The sequence below is a fragment of the Mycobacterium sp. pW045 genome (assembly GCF_041287085.1).
Lineage (GTDB): Bacteria > Actinomycetota > Actinomycetes > Mycobacteriales > Mycobacteriaceae > Mycobacterium > Mycobacterium algericum_A.
The window spans coordinates 18,241-31,818 of the sequence record NZ_JBGGKU010000016.1; the positions used below are offsets into that span (position 1 = coordinate 18,241).

General features: G+C 69.1%; 16 protein-coding genes and 1 tRNA gene. 4 read left to right on the top strand and 13 right to left on the bottom strand.

What is annotated here, in order from left to right; all coding sequences use genetic code 11:
- Nucleotides 1-59 precede the first annotated feature (59 nt).
- From ACAG20_RS20200 to ACAG20_RS20210, 3 genes are all read right to left on the bottom strand, one after another.
- A complete protein-coding gene (locus ACAG20_RS20200; RefSeq protein ID WP_370493868.1) occupies nucleotides 60-329 on the bottom strand; it encodes a helix-turn-helix transcriptional regulator in 270 nt (89 codons plus the stop codon).
- A 417-nt stretch (nucleotides 330-746) separates the two neighbouring features.
- On the bottom strand, nucleotides 747-1,844 hold the full coding sequence (locus tag ACAG20_RS20205; RefSeq protein WP_370493869.1) for a tyrosine-type recombinase/integrase: 1,098 nt from the start codon (nucleotides 1,842-1,844) through the stop codon (nucleotides 747-749).
- 77 nt (nucleotides 1,845-1,921) lie between these two features.
- Nucleotides 1,922-2,008: transfer RNA gene (locus ACAG20_RS20210), tRNA-Leu, on the bottom strand.
- Between the two features lie 64 nt (nucleotides 2,009-2,072).
- Between ACAG20_RS20210 and ACAG20_RS20215 the strand changes: the two genes are divergently transcribed.
- A complete protein-coding gene (locus tag ACAG20_RS20215) occupies nucleotides 2,073-2,447 on the top strand; it encodes a hypothetical protein (RefSeq protein ID WP_370493870.1) in 375 nt (124 codons plus the stop codon).
- Entirely contained in the window at nucleotides 2,444-2,785 is a 342-nt protein-coding gene (locus ACAG20_RS20220) for a DUF3817 domain-containing protein (RefSeq protein ID WP_013828284.1), read from the top strand. Before ACAG20_RS20215 ends, ACAG20_RS20220 begins: the two co-directional genes overlap by 4 nt.
- A gap of 9 nt (nucleotides 2,786-2,794) precedes the next feature.
- Here ACAG20_RS20220 and ACAG20_RS20225 read toward each other — a convergent pair whose 3' ends face one another.
- The 9 genes from ACAG20_RS20225 to clpS form a co-directional block, all read right to left on the bottom strand.
- Nucleotides 2,795-4,036, bottom strand: coding sequence for a protein kinase (locus ACAG20_RS20225; protein ID WP_370493871.1), 1,242 nt, complete (start codon nucleotides 4,034-4,036; stop codon nucleotides 2,795-2,797).
- Nucleotides 4,037-4,039: 3 nt separating this feature from the next.
- A complete protein-coding gene (locus tag ACAG20_RS20230) occupies nucleotides 4,040-4,651 on the bottom strand; it encodes a non-canonical purine NTP pyrophosphatase (RefSeq protein WP_370493872.1) in 612 nt (203 codons plus the stop codon).
- 47 nt (nucleotides 4,652-4,698) lie between these two features.
- The gene (gene rph, locus ACAG20_RS20235) at nucleotides 4,699-5,481 is read right to left on the bottom strand and encodes a ribonuclease PH (protein WP_370493873.1); all 783 of its coding nucleotides are present in this window, start codon (nucleotides 5,479-5,481) and stop codon (nucleotides 4,699-4,701) included.
- A gap of 43 nt (nucleotides 5,482-5,524) precedes the next feature.
- Nucleotides 5,525-6,301 (bottom strand): cyclic nucleotide-degrading phosphodiesterase, encoded by a 777-nt coding sequence (locus tag ACAG20_RS20240; RefSeq protein ID WP_370493874.1) that lies wholly within the window; start codon nucleotides 6,299-6,301, stop codon nucleotides 5,525-5,527.
- Between the two features lie 79 nt (nucleotides 6,302-6,380).
- On the bottom strand, nucleotides 6,381-7,187 hold the full coding sequence (murI, locus tag ACAG20_RS20245; protein ID WP_370493875.1) for a glutamate racemase: 807 nt from the start codon (nucleotides 7,185-7,187) through the stop codon (nucleotides 6,381-6,383).
- Nucleotides 7,184-7,837, bottom strand: coding sequence for a rhomboid family intramembrane serine protease (locus ACAG20_RS20250; protein ID WP_112687871.1), 654 nt, complete (start codon nucleotides 7,835-7,837; stop codon nucleotides 7,184-7,186). Before ACAG20_RS20250 ends, murI begins: the two co-directional genes overlap by 4 nt.
- A 7-nt stretch (nucleotides 7,838-7,844) precedes the next feature.
- The gene (locus tag ACAG20_RS20255) at nucleotides 7,845-8,933 is read right to left on the bottom strand and encodes a P1 family peptidase (RefSeq protein ID WP_370493876.1); all 1,089 of its coding nucleotides are present in this window, start codon (nucleotides 8,931-8,933) and stop codon (nucleotides 7,845-7,847) included.
- Nucleotides 8,930-9,526 (bottom strand): DUF2017 domain-containing protein, encoded by a 597-nt coding sequence (locus ACAG20_RS20260; protein WP_370493877.1) that lies wholly within the window; start codon nucleotides 9,524-9,526, stop codon nucleotides 8,930-8,932. The genes ACAG20_RS20255 and ACAG20_RS20260 overlap by 4 nt, the downstream gene beginning before the upstream one ends.
- 31 nt (nucleotides 9,527-9,557) lie before the next feature.
- Nucleotides 9,558-9,872, bottom strand: coding sequence for an ATP-dependent Clp protease adapter ClpS (clpS, locus tag ACAG20_RS20265; protein ID WP_370493878.1), 315 nt, complete (start codon nucleotides 9,870-9,872; stop codon nucleotides 9,558-9,560).
- A gap of 55 nt (nucleotides 9,873-9,927) precedes the next feature.
- On the opposite strand from clpS, the gene ACAG20_RS20270 reads away from it, so the two are divergent.
- A complete protein-coding gene (locus ACAG20_RS20270; RefSeq protein ID WP_370493879.1) occupies nucleotides 9,928-11,247 on the top strand; it encodes a nicotinate phosphoribosyltransferase in 1,320 nt (439 codons plus the stop codon).
- A 15-nt stretch (nucleotides 11,248-11,262) separates the two neighbouring features.
- On the opposite strand, the gene ACAG20_RS20275 is transcribed toward ACAG20_RS20270, so the two are convergent.
- Nucleotides 11,263-11,529 carry a YdeI/OmpD-associated family protein gene (locus tag ACAG20_RS20275; protein WP_112687879.1) on the bottom strand — a complete coding sequence of 89 codons (267 nt, stop codon included), beginning with the start codon at nucleotides 11,527-11,529 and terminating at the stop codon, nucleotides 11,263-11,265.
- Nucleotides 11,530-11,589: 60 nt separating this feature from the next.
- On the opposite strand from ACAG20_RS20275, the gene ACAG20_RS20280 reads away from it, so the two are divergent.
- Nucleotides 11,590-13,572: an ATP-dependent DNA helicase gene (locus ACAG20_RS20280; protein WP_370493880.1), complete on the top strand. Its 1,983-nt coding sequence runs from the start codon at nucleotides 11,590-11,592 to the stop codon at nucleotides 13,570-13,572.
- Nucleotides 13,573-13,578: the final 6 nt, after the last annotated feature.

The window sequence follows — 13,578 nt, forward strand, 5'->3', positions numbered from 1 at the left end:
CCACTCCGCCAGCGCGGACGTATGAGTACCGGGGACCTCCGCCAGCTCCGCCGTCACGCTCATCGGGCACCACCGGGGACGACCAGGCTGCCGTCCAGCCACTTGAGGACGTCGGAGCCCAGATACACCACTCGACGAGGGCCGACCCGGCGATAGGGCGGCCCGATGTTCTGGTGGCGCCAGCCGTCCAGCGTCTGACGGTCCGCCAGCTTGATCAGCGGTGCCAGCTCCGCCGAGGTGTAAAGCCTGTCCCGATCGATATTCAGGTTCTCCACCGCGATCCGAACCGAGTTGAAAAACTCGTCAGGACCAGTATGTTTGCCCTCCATTGCCGCATACCTCCCTAGTTATCACACGCCTCGTACGTGTTTGCCATTGATTCCAAGATGAACCAGTAGCACCAGGCAGGTCAAACCGTGAAAGTCGCCCTATAGTAGGTATTTACAAGATCTACTCCGAGCGGATTGAAGGCACTGTAGGACGACTATATGTAATTTGCTGTTGACTATAGGATGACGTCATTATGTTGACGACGAGGTCAGCGGCAGAATCGCCAAATAATCGCCATAAACGGCGATACCATTTCACACATAAGCCGACGGACCGGCGGTCAATTCACTCGTGACCAGAATCACAGTTATGTGGCCCATTCCACCCGCCCTGTTCGATCCAAGGGGCCCGCTTGGAGATGGGCCTGGGAGCTACGAATCCGCGACCCGTCATGTGCCCCAGGGGAACAGCGGCGCTTACTGATCCGGCCCCAGGCCTCGGCCGAGGGTGTCCATCGCCGCACCGACGGCGTCGAGGTCCGAGTCGAACAGGTCGCTGTACTGGTCCAGCGTCATGGCAGCACTCTTGTGCCCCATAGACCGGCTCACCGCCAGGACACTGGCCCGGCTCGAGTGCGCCAACGAGGCGAAAGTGTGCCGCAGGCCGTACAACGTCACCCGCTCTACCTCGGCGCGTTTCACGGCGGCTTCCAGCCACCCGCTGCCGGTCTTCGGCTGGCGGAGGTATCCACCGTCCGGCCCGGGGAACACCAAGTCCTCGCGCCCCTTGTCGGAGGACTCGGCCTTGATCCGGTCCAGGACAAACTCCGGCACCGGCACAGAGCGGCGTTGGTAGGTCTTGGTCGGCCCGACGTCGAAGGCGCTGCCCACTTCCACCGCGTTGGAGTGGATCTGCATCCGCCTGCGCTCGAAGTCGACGTCACCCACCGTCAGAGCCACCGCTTCGCCGGGTCGGATGCCGGTGTAGGCCAGGGTCAGGATCAGTGTCTCGTGCTCGCCGCACTCAGCGGCGAGCCGCGCCACGTCCTCGGCAGTTAGGTACACCCGTCGGCGGCCAGTCTTGCGCGGCAGCGTCCCCCGGTCCAGGCCCCGAGCCGGATTGACCGAGATCCGCCCGGCCTTCACCGCATCGTCGAGGATGCCGCACAGAACGCCGTGAGCGCGTTTGACGACCGTCGCGCTCAGCTCGGCACTACGCATACCGGCGACCCATTCCTCGACGCCGAGCCGGTCCACCTTGGCCACCGCCACCCGCTCCCAGGTCGGGGCGACATGGTTCTTCCAGGCCGACGGCAGCGTTCGGTAGTAGCTGGTGCGGGTGGTGGCCTCCTTGCGCTCAAGCCAGGTCGTAACCAGCTCCCCGACGGTGACCTTGCCCAGCGACGGGGCAACGTATTCACCCTTGAGCTTCGATACCTCGACGGTGGCCGCGAACGCCTGAGCCTCACGCTTGGTCCGGAATCCCCACTTGTCGGTCTGACGTCCGTCCGGCTTGCGGTAGCGGACTCGGTACCGCTTGCCGCCCTTGGTTTCGTACGGCGAGATTGAAGCCACGGGCACCAGACTAGCCCCCACATCCCCCACAATGTGGGGGAAATGTGGGGGAATCGCCCCGAAAACACGCTCTGAACTGGTGCGGGCGGAGGGACTCGAACCCTCACGCTCTTTCGAGCAATGGCACCTAAAACCATCGTGTATGCCAATTCCACCACGCCCGCGCGGCGTAGCGATGGTACCGCCGGCCTCGGGATGCGCGGCAAAGTGGCGCGGTACCGTCAAGGGGTGTCCACTACACGGCGTCGGAGACCGGCACTGATCGTGCTGGTGATCGTCGCCGCCTGCGCGTGTCTGGCGCTGGGGTGGTGGCAGTGGACCCGATTCCAGGAACTCAACGGCAACTTCCAGAACCTCGGCTACGCCCTGCAGTGGCCGCTGTTCGCCTGGTTCTGCGTATACGCCTACCGCAAATTCGTCCGCTACGAAGAGGCGCCGCCCGAGCCGCACCGACCCGATACGGTGACCGAGATACCGGCCGGGCTGCTGCCGGAACGGCCCGAGCCCGCCGCCACCCCGACCGACGACGCCGCACTGCGCGACTACAACGCCTACTTGGCCGAACTCACCGAGACCGACCGGAAGAACAGGAACTCCGCATGACCGAGACACCCGCCCAGGCCGCTCCCGCCGAGAAGATCCGCAGCGCGCTGCTGCCCTACCGGGTGCTGGCGTGGGCAACAGGTGTCTGGCTGATCGCGCTGTGCTACGAGATCGTGGTGCGCTACGTGGTCAAGGTGGACAACCCGCCCACCTGGATCGGCGTGGTTCACGGCTGGGTGTACTTCGCCTACCTGTTGGCCACGTTCAACCTGGCGGTCAAGGTGCGCTGGCCGCTCGGCAAGACCATCGGGGTATTGCTGGCGGGCACCATTCCACTGCTCGGCATCATCGTCGAGCATTTCCAGTCGCGAAACATCAAGGCCCAGTTCAACCTCTGACACACCGGCTCAGTTTGCGGGCGGATTCACCCAACGCTCCACCCCACCGTGGCGCGAGCAGGAACCGCTGCGTCGCTTACTGAACGAATAGGTGCCGTCGCGGCAGACGGCGCTGGCCCCGGCCGGCGGGGCCACGACCTCGATCGACGTCGCCGGTGGCGGCACAGTCGTCTGGGAAGGCACCGGCGCGGGCGGGGACATCAGCGGGGCCGGCGGCGAGGGCGACTCCGTCACGGTGACGGTCTGTGTCGGATGCACGGTGCTGGTCGGCGGGGGTGAGACCACCCCGGTGTGCTCATCGCCGCTGCCGCCGACCCCGAGCACCCCGGCCATCCCCGCCAGCACCGCGGCCCCGCCCGCCACCCACGGCCAGCGGCGCCGGGCGGTACCGGCCGTGGCCATCGCCGACTCACCGGCGCCGGCCTCGGCCAGCGCCCGGGCAAACGCGCGGCAGCCACTGAACCGCGCGACCGGGTCCTTGGCCAGCCCGGTCGCCAGCACCGCGTCGAGCTGAGCCAAGTCCGGCCGCCGCTCGCTCAGCCGTGGCGGCGCGGCCGTCAGGTGCCGGCTGATGACCGTCACGGGGTTGCCGTCACCGAACGGCGGTACCCCGGTTAGCAGATGGAATGCGGTGGCCGCCAGCGCATACTGATCGGCTCGACCGTCCAGATCGTCGCCCCGCAACTGCTCGGGTGCCGCGTAGGACACCGTGCCGACGGTGAAGTTGGTGGCGGTCAGCCCGCCGACGGTCCCCAATTGCCGAACGATTCCGAAGTCCGCCAACAAGATCCGCTGCGAGCCGCCTTCGGGATCGGCGATCAGGATATTCGCCGGTTTGACGTCGCGATGCAGCAGCCCACGCTGGTGCGCATGATCCAGTGCCTCGGCGATCGCGCTGACGATCGGCAGGGCCTCGTCGGCCGGCATCCCGTTGGGATACCGGTCGGCGACGAACCGTGCCGCGTCGGTCCCGGCCACGTAGTCCATCGCGATCCAAAGCTGGCCATCGTATTCGCCGCGGTCATGGACGCCGACGATGTTGGGGTGAAACAGCGTCGCCGCGAGGTCGGCCTCCAGTTGGAACCGCTGGCGGAATTCGGCGTCGGTGGTCAGGCCGACGGGCAGGACCTTGAGCGCGTCGCGACGCGGCAGCCTCGGATGCCGGGCCAGGTATACCTCGCCCATCGCCCCGGAGCCGAGCAGGCGTTCGATGCGGTAACCGGCGAACTCGGCGCCGAGCGCTAACGGCACGGTTCACCCCGCGAGTTGTCGCAGCGCCGGTAGCAGCAGCGCCAGCGCACGACCGCGGTGCGACTCGGCGTCTTTTTCTGCCGGGCTCAGTTGGGCCGCGGTGCGTACCGCACCGGCGGGTACGAAGACCGGGTCGTAGCCGAATCCGCCGTCGCCACGCGGTTCCCTGGTGATGCTGCCCGGCCATTCGCCGCGCACCACCACCTCGTGGTCGGCTCCGGTACCCCAGACCAGCGCGCAGGCGGACACGAACGCCGCGCCGCGTCGTTCGTCGGGAACGTCGCGAAGTTGGTCCAGCAACAGGGCGGTGTTGGCGCCGTCGTCGCCGTGATTGCCCGACCAGCGCGCCGACAGCACCCCCGGCATACCGTTGAGCGCATCCACGGTCAGACCGGAATCGTCGGCGACACAAGGCAACCCGGTCGCCATATAGCCGCTGCGCGCCTTAGCCAGGGCGTTGTCCTCGAAGGTCGCCCCGGTTTCGGGCGCCTCGTCGTACGACGGCACCTCATCCAGCGAGACGGGACGCAGGCCGGAGACACCGGCGTGCTCGAGCACCCGATTGAGTTCAGCCAGTTTCTTGCGGTTACGACTGGCCACCAGCAGCTGCGTCAATGGCGCCGCTCCTCCTCGTTCCTGACGCTCCGCATCGTCGCCGACGCTTAGTCAGAGCCGAACGCCTTCTTCGGTGCCGGGCCTTCCGGCAGCACCCCCGGGTAGGGCAACGCCAACGCTTCGCGCTGCACCACGAACAGCTTCTCGCACGCGCCCAGCGCCGCGTCGAGCATCTTGTCCAGGGTCGAGCGCGGGAAGGTCGCCCCCTCCCCGGTGCCCTGGATCTCCACCAGGGTTCCGGTATCGGTGGCCACGACGTTCATGTCGACCTCCGCACGGGAGTCCTCTTCGTAGGGCAGGTCGACGCGGACCCGGCCGTCGACCACACCGACACTGACGGCCGAGATCGCGCATGACAGCGGGCGGGGGTCGGACAGCTTGCCTGCGGCGGACAGGTAGGTGACCGCGTCGGCCAGCGCCACATAGGCACCGGTGATCGCCGCGGTGCGGGTACCGCCGTCGGCCTGCAACACGTCACAGTCGATCGCGATGGTGTTCTCCCCCAACGCGGCGAGGTCGATACAGGCGCGCAGCGAGCGCCCGACCAGCCGGCTGATCTCCTGGGTGCGTCCACCCACCCGGCCCTTGACCGACTCGCGGTCGGAGCGGGTGTGCGTGGCAGCCGGCAACATGGCGTATTCGGCGGTCAGCCAGCCGCGGCCGGAGCCCTTCCGCCAGCGCGGCACACCCTCAGTGACGCTGGCCGTGCACATGACTCGGGTGTCACCGAACTCCACCAGCACCGACCCAGCCGGGTTCGAGGTGAATCCGCGGGTGATGGCGACCGGGCGCAGCTCGTCGTCGAGGCGACCGTCTTCTCGTTTGGACACACCGCTAACCCTAATGGAGGGGTGTGTCAAGGCCGGTGGTGCGTCATGACCGCCGGATATCGAAACGCTCGTCGCAGACCACCGCGTGCACCGGTCCACCGAACTCGGCTTTGGCCTCGCCGATCACGTCCTCGCGCGACGTCCACGGCGGGATATGGGTGAGCAGCAGTTGCCCCACCCCGGCCGCGGCGGCGATACGCCCGGCCTCGGTGCCCGACAGATGCAGGTTCGGGGGGCGATTGGCCTCGTGGGTCCACGACGCCTCGCACAAGAACACGTCGGCGCCGCGTGCCAGTTCGATCACCTGGTCGCAGTAGCCGGTGTCGCCGCTGTAAACCAGGGTCGCGCCGGCGGCATCGGTGATCCGCATGCCGAACGACTCGGTCGGGTGAGACACCAGGTTGGGGCGCACGCTGACGCTTCCGAACTCGACGGCTTCACCGTCGACCCAGGTGTGGACGTCGAAGATGTCGGTGATGTCGTCGATCTCGCCGCCGTACGGGGAGGATGCGGCGCCCATTCGCGACCAGGTGTCACTGGGCCCGTATATAAGGCCCTTGGGGAACGGCGAGGTCGCCACCGCCGGGTGGTAGCGGCGCCAGACGAACAATCCCGGAAGATCCAGGCAGTGATCGGCGTGCAGGTGCGACAACAACACGTGCACCGAGCCGGGATCGACATAGCGCTGCAGCGCCCCCAGCACGCCGCCCCCGAAGTCGATGACCAGCGGTGGGGTACCCGGAGCCTGCAACAGGTAGCCCGATGCCGGCGAGTCCGGACCCACCACGCTGCCGGAGCAGCCGAGCACGGTCAGTCGCACGTTCCCTACTGTGCCATGTTCGCTGCGGCCATGACCAAGACACCATCGCTTTGCCCGCTATTCGTCGTCGAAATCACGGTCACGACGGGCTCAACGGAGCGTGCCGCCGGACGGCGCCGACACCGGTGATCGCCGGCCCCAGGAAGCGGGTGGCCAATGCGGCGAACGCCTCCGGGTCGCCGGTGGCCTCGAAGAGTCGGGTGGCCGGCGGGGCCCGGTGGGGACGCAGCAGATCCAGTTCGGTCAGCACCCGCAGCAACTCCTTGGCGGTCTCCTCGGCGCTGGACACCAGCGTCACCTGCTCGCCCATCGCCAGCTGGATCAACCCCGACAGCAGTGGGTAGTGGGTGCAGCCCAGCACCAAGGTGTCGACCCCGGCGCGCTGCAGCGGCTCCAGGTATCCCTCGGCCAGCCCCAACACCTGCCGGCCGCTGGTGATACCGCGCTCGACGAAGTCCACGAAGCGCGGGCACGCCACCGCGGTGATCTCGGTGTCGCGGGCGGCGGCGAACGCGTCCTGGTAGGCGTGGCTGGTGATGGTCGCCTGCGTTCCGATGACCCCGATGCGGCCGTTGCGGGTGGTGGCCACCGCTCGGCGCACCGCCGGCAGGATCACCTCGACGACCGGCACGTCGTAGCGCTCCCGGGCATCGCGCAGGCATGCCGCCGACGCGGTGTTGCAGGCGATAACCAGTGCCTTGACGCCGCGCTCAACCAGATCATCGCCGATGGCCAACGCGTGTGCGCGGACCTCGGGGATGGTCAGCGGCCCGTACGGGCCGTTGGCGGTGTCGCCGACGTAGACGATGTCCTCGTCGGGCAGCTGGTCGATGATCGAGCGTGCGACGGTCAGCCCACCGACGCCGGAGTCGAAGATCCCGATCACGCCGATACCGCCCGCCGCCGTTCGCGGGCGTTGCGCTCGGGGCCCGAGAGCAGGTAGGCGGCCAGTATCCCGGCGATGGCGCCGCACAGGTGCCCCTGCCAGGAGACGCCGCCGCACACGTTCAGCACCGGCACCGCCCCCCAGAGGATCCCGCCGTAGAGCACCAGCACCACCAGCCCGACCACGATCTGCCAGAGTCTGCGGGTGAACCACCCGAACACCACCAGGAAGGCCAACCAGCCGAAGATCAGCCCCGAGGCGCCGATGTGGTCGGTGGGCCCGCACGCCGACCCGACGTTGCCGATCAGCCAGGTGCCCAGCCCACCGACCAGCCACACGATCGCGGTGGCGAGCAGGAACCGGGTCTGTCCGGCCAACGTCATCAAGAAACCCAGCACCAGCGCGGGACCGGTGTTGGCCAGCAGATGTGCCCAGTTCGCGTGCAGCAACGGCGCGAACAACACCCCCCACAGCCCGTCGCTCTGCAACGGCCGGATGCCATTGCGGTCCAGCCCGTGGCCGCCGAGCTGATCGACCGCCTCGATGAGGTAGAGCAGGGCGACGAAGCCCACGACGGTGGCCCCACCGGTGCGCCAGAGCGGCTTCTTGTCGGAACGCGGCGCGGGCGACGCGCCTGATCGGGAGCTCATGCCCGCATCACGACCTTCCCGTCAATCCGGCCGCCTTGCTGCCGAACGCACCCGGCAACGTGCCGCCGTAGGTCGGTATTCCGGCCACCGGATCGGCTGCCAGCAACCCCACCAGCACCGCGCGGGCCAAACAGTCCGCCGCGGCGGCACCCACCTCCGCGACCAAACCGGTCTCCGGAGACATCGCCGCGGGGGTGTCGGCCAGCGCCGGAACCTCGACGGCTCCGGTCGCCAGTGCGAAGACGGTATCGCCGTCCACGGGGGTGTGGGAGGGCCGGATGGTGCGCGACAGCCCGTCCTGAGCGGCGATCGCCATCCGGCGGCAGCCGGCCGGGCTGAGCGCGGCGTCGGTGGCCACCACCGCGATGGTGGTGTTGAGCGAGCGGGATTTGGGTTCCAGTCCGGCGAGCACCGCCAGTTCCTCCGACGGCGGCGCCGTCAATCCGAATTCTTCGACGAGGGAGGCCGACCACGGCAGGCCGGTGGTGGCGTCGATGACCTCACCGCTCGGGTTCACCACCACCAGTGCCCCCACCGTGACCGAGTGCTCGCCGTGCTCCCCGAGTTCCAGCGTGACCGAGGCGGTGCCCACCCCGCCTTTGAACACCCCGGCCCGTGCGCCCACCCCGGCGCCGACGCAGCCGGTCGCCGGCCTTGCTCCGGCGGGCCCGGCGGCAGCCGCCGCGGCGGCATAGCCGAACTCCGCGGTGGGCCGTTTGTCCCAGCCTCCCACCGGCAGGTCGAAGATGACCGCCGCCGGAACGATCGGGACCACGCCGCCATCCAGCGCCACCCCGCGACCCTGCTCCTCGAGCCAGGTCATCACGCCGTCAGCGGTCGCCAGCCCGTAGGCGCTCCCGCCGGAGAGCACCACCGCGTCCACCCAGCGCACACTGTTGGCCGGATCCAGCAGATCGGTCTCCCGACTGCCGGGCGCACCCCCCCGGCTGTCGACGGCACCGACCGTGCCGGGCGGCGCCAGCACGACGGTGACCCCACTGGCCCAGCCGGATCCCAGCGTCGCGTCCTGGTCCAGCCGGTGGTGATGGCCCACCCGGATCCCGGCGACATCGGTGATCGAACCCGTATCGGTCATCGGCCGGGCCGCCCCATCAGCGCGACCACCAGGTATTCCTGCAGCATGGTGAGCCACTGGTAGACGTTGAGCTGACCGGCCCTCGGATCGCCGGGCGGTAGCCGATCCGGGCCGTTGGGACCGATCTGCAGCATGGTGCCCAGCGCCAGTCGGATGTCGTTGACGGCCGCGATCCAGGCATTGGCCTGTTCCTCGGTCAGTTCAAATCGACCGCCCCGTTCCGGCAGTGTGTCCAAGACCTGTTGTGCCGCACCGCGTTTCGCATCGATGATCTCCGGCTCGTGCAGGCTGCGCAGCGCCGCGTTGAGGCCTTCCGCGTCGAGCACGCAGTCGCCGGCCGCGGCGCGGTCGCCGTCGGCGCGGTAGAAATCCGGCAGCAGCCGGCGCGTGGTGGCGTCCTCCGGCGGCCGGGTGTTACCCGTCTTCATCCCGGTAATCTGTTCGAGTTCGTCGGGCGGGGAGGCGGATTCACGGGCCTCGAGCATCCCGACGATCGAGCCGACGAGGTTGCGGAGCAGTGCGGCCTCGTGCAGTGCCAACGCGGAGCGGAAGCGGGGGCCGCCGTCGGTTTCAACCCGCTTCCACTTGTGCACGGTGAGGTTCGGTTCCCTTCGAGTCGACGTCTCAGCGGTCCTGCTGCATGGTCGCCCACAACCCGGCGGCATGCAGTTTGGACACGTCCACCTCCATCGACTCCCGACTTCCGGCAGATACCACCGCCTTGCCCTCATGGTGCACCTGCAGCATCAGTTTGGTCGCGTGCGGCTCGCTGTAACCGAACAACTTCTGAAAGACGTAGGTCACATAGGTCATCAGGTTGACCGGATCGTCCCAGACGATGGTCACCCAGGGGGAAGCGGTGTCCTCGACCGGGTCAGCGTGCCGCTGGCCGGTGCCCTGCGGTTTCACCGGGGTGGGCGTCGCTGCTGACGTGGCCATGACGCTCAGGATACCGAGCCGGGGTGGGGCCAAGTCCAGCCGATACGGTTGGCTGGTGACCACCTCGGCCCGCTGCGGCGGGTTGCTCACCGACAAGTACGAGCTGACCATGCTGGCCGCGGCGCTGCGCGACGGCACGGCCGGTCGGCGCACCGGCTTCGAGTTGTTCGCCCGTCGACTCCCCGAGGGACGCCGCTACGGGGTGGTGGCCGGCACCGACCGGTTCCTCGCCGCCCTCACCTCGTTCGGCTTCGATGACGTCGCACTGGGTCTGCTCTCGGAGTTCCTGGACCCGGATACCGTGAGCTACCTGCGTGATTTCCGCTTCCGCGGCGACATCGACGGCTATGCCGAGGGCGAGTTGTACTTCGCGGGATCGCCGGTGCTGAGCGTGCGCGCCAGCTTCGCCGAGTGCATCGTGCTGGAGACGCTGCTGCTGTCGATCTTCAACCATGACACGGCGGTCGCCTCGGCGGCCGCCCGGATGGTCAGCGCGGCCGATGGCCGGCCGCTGATCGAGATGGGCTCCCGCCGCACCCACGAGCAGGCCGCTATCGCGGCGGCCCGGGCCGCCTACCTGGCGGGATTCGCCGGGACGTCGAATCTCGAAGCGCACCGCAGCTTCGGTGTGCCGGTGCTGGGCACCAGCGCACACGCCTTCACCCTGCTGCACGCCGGCTCCGACGTTGCCGACGCCGACGGCGAATTGGCGGCATTCCGCGCTCAGGTCGCTGCGCTGGGTGTCGGCACCACGCTGCTGGTGGACACCTACGACGTCACCACCGGAGTGGCCAACGCCGTCGAGGCGGCCGGCCCGCGGCTGGGCGCGGTCCGTATCGACTCCGGCGAACTGGCGGTGTTGGCGCATCAGGTCCGCGAGCAACTGGACCGGCTGGGGGCCACTGCCACCAGGATCGTGGTCTCCGGCGATCTCGACGAATTCGCCATCGCGGCGCTGCGTGCGGCGCCGGTGGACAGTTACGGCGTCGGCACCGCGGTGGTGACCGGTTCGGGAGCACCGGCGGCCGGCTTCGTCTACAAGCTGGTCGAGGTGGACGAAGTGGCGGTGCACAAGCGCAGCGCGGACAAGACGTCGGCGGGCGGGCGCAAGCAGGCACTGCGGACTTTTCGGCCCAGCGGCACCCTCGTTGAGGAGGTGGTCCACCCCGCGGGCCGACCGCCCGACGTGAGCGAGCCGCACCGGGTAGTGACCGTTCCGCTGGTCCGTGGCGGCGACGTGGTGACCGATACCGGGGCGACGGCACTGGCCGCGGCGCGCGACCGCGTCGCCTCCGGGCTGCTCAGCTTGCCGTGGGAGGGCTTGAAGCTGGCTCACGGCGAGTCGGCGATCCCGACCCGGGTGATCCCGCGGTGATGGCGGGCCGGTCGGTTAGCGGCCGTTGCGTTCCCGGTGCTTGCACCCGGGCCAGCAGCACGGCCGGCGCTTACCTTCCTCCAGCTCCTCACGGGTCCGGCGGATTCGGCGCTCCCGGGTGGCCTGCTGCTTGGCGTCTTCGACCCAGCAGATGAACTCGTTGCGCGCCAACGGCGTAATGTCCTGCCAGGCCGCCAGCGCGGTCGGACTGACGAGCAGACCGTCGCGCAGGTCCGCGGGTAGCTCATGCACCGCCCCGCCGGGCAATCGCTGACTTGTCATCGCCTCAGGATACGGGGACGGACACGATGAATCGGGGACGCGAGCTACCGTGTGCACACCATGGCTGACGCGTCCGTCCCCGAGCTGCTCGCCACCGCGGTAGCCGCCCTGGGCGGTAGCGAACGCGACGGCCAGGTGCGCATGGCCGAGGCGGTGGCGCATGCCTTCGACACCGGCGAGCACCTGGCGGTGCAGGCCGGCACCGGCACCGGCAAATCGCTGGCCTATCTGGTTCCGGCGATCGCGCGGGCGGTGGCCGACGATCACCCGGTGGTGGTGTCCACCGCGACCATCGCGCTGCAGCGCCAACTCGTCGACCGCGACCTGCCGCGGCTGGCCGACGCGCTGGAAGGCGTACTGCCCCGGCGGCCCACCTTCGCGCTGCTCAAAGGGCGCCGAAATTACCTGTGCCTGAACAAGATCCATAGCGGAACCAGTGACGACTCAGGCGAAGCGCCGCAGGAGGAGCTGTTCGAACCGTTCGCCGCCAGCGCCTTGGGCCGGGACGTGCAGCGGCTCACCGCCTGGGCGGACGACACCGCGACGGGGGATCGTGATGACCTCAAACCCGGTGTGCCGGAGCGATCCTGGGCTCAGGTCAGCGTGTCGGCACGGGAGTGCCTGGGCGCCACCCGCTGCCAGTTCGGCACCGACTGCTTCGCCGAGCGGGCCCGCGCCGTCGCCGGCGCGGCCGATATCGTCGTCACCAACCACGCCCTGTTGGCCATCGACGCCATCTCGGATACCACCGTGCTGCCCGAGCACGAGCTGTTGGTGGTCGACGAGGCGCACGAACTGGTGGACCGGGTGACATCGGTGGCCACCGCCGAGTTGACCGCCGCGGCACTGAGTGTCGCGGTGCGCCGCGTCACCCGGCTGGTCTCCCCCGAACTGGTCCAGCGCCTTGATGCCGCGTCGCTGACGTTCGGCTCGGCGATTCACGACGGCACGCCCGGCCGGATGGATTACCTCGACGACGAGCTGGCGACGTATCTGGCGGCGCTGCGGGATGCTGCCGGCGCGGTCCGCTCGGCGATCGACACTGCACCGGCTGATCCCAAGGCCGCGTCCGCACGCAAGGAGGCGGTCGCCGCACTCTCCGAGATCGCCGACACCGCCGCGCGGATTCTGACCTCGTTCGAACCGCCCATCCCGGAGCGCTCCGACGTGGTGTGGCTCAGCCACGAGGACAACCGTGGCTCGATGCGGGCGGTGCTGCGGGTCGCACCGTTGTCGGTGGCCGGCCTGCTGCATGATCGGCTGTTCGGCCGGGCCACGACGGTGCTGACCTCAGCGACGTTGACCGTGGGCGGCTCCTTCGACGCGATGGCCGGCGCCTGGGGCTTGACCGGCGGCTCGGAACCTCACGAAGAGAGCTGGCGCGGCTTGGATGTCGGCTCGCCGTTTGCGCACGCCAAGGCCGGCATCCTCTACGTGGCCGCGCACCTGCCGCCGCCCGGGCGCGACGGCACCGGCACCGACGCACAACTCGACGAGATCACCGAGCTGATCACGGCCGCCGGCGGGCGCACCCTGGGGCTGTTCTCCTCGATGCGGGCGGCACGCGCCGCAGCCGACGCGATGCGGGAGCGGTTGGACACCCCGGTGCTGTGTCAGGGCGAGGACACTACCGGCGCGCTGGTCGAGCAGTTCGCCGCCGACGCCGACACATCGTTGTTCGGCACGCTGTCGCTGTGGCAGGGCGTCGACGTCCCGGGACCGTCGCTGTCGCTGGTGCTCATCGACCGCATCCCATTCCCGCGGCCCGACGACCCGCTGTTGACCGCACGGCAGCGCGCGATCAGCGCCCGCGGCGGCAACGGCTTCATGGCGGTCGCCGCCAATCACGCCGCGCTGCTGTTGGCCCAGGGCGCGGGCCGGTTGCTGCGCGGCGTCGACGACCGAGGCGTGGTGGCGGTACTGGACTCGCGGATGGCGACCGCCCGCTACGCCGGTTATCTTCGGGCGTCGCTGCCGCCGTTCTGGGCGACGACCGACACCGACAAGGTCCGTCTGGCGCTGCGGCGGCTCCGCGGCGGTTGAGCGCAC

Excerpts from the sequence above, each read along its gene's own strand:
- ACAG20_RS20200 (WP_370493868.1), bottom strand. The coding sequence starts at position 329 with ATGGAGGGCAAACATACTGGTCCTGACGAGTTTTTCAACTCGGTTCGG.
- ACAG20_RS20220 (WP_013828284.1), top strand. The coding sequence starts at position 2,444 with ATGACCGAGACACCCGCCCAGGCCGCTCCCGCCGAGAAGATCCGCAGC.
- ACAG20_RS20250 (WP_112687871.1), bottom strand. The coding sequence starts at position 7,837 with ATGAGCTCCCGATCAGGCGCGTCGCCCGCGCCGCGTTCCGACAAGAAG.
- ACAG20_RS20255 (WP_370493876.1), bottom strand. The coding sequence starts at position 8,933 with ATGACCGATACGGGTTCGATCACCGATGTCGCCGGGATCCGGGTGGGC.
- clpS (WP_370493878.1), bottom strand. The coding sequence starts at position 9,872 with ATGGCCACGTCAGCAGCGACGCCCACCCCGGTGAAACCGCAGGGCACC.
- ACAG20_RS20275 (WP_112687879.1), bottom strand. The coding sequence starts at position 11,529 with ATGACAAGTCAGCGATTGCCCGGCGGGGCGGTGCATGAGCTACCCGCG.
- ACAG20_RS20280 (WP_370493880.1), top strand. The coding sequence starts at position 11,590 with ATGGCTGACGCGTCCGTCCCCGAGCTGCTCGCCACCGCGGTAGCCGCC.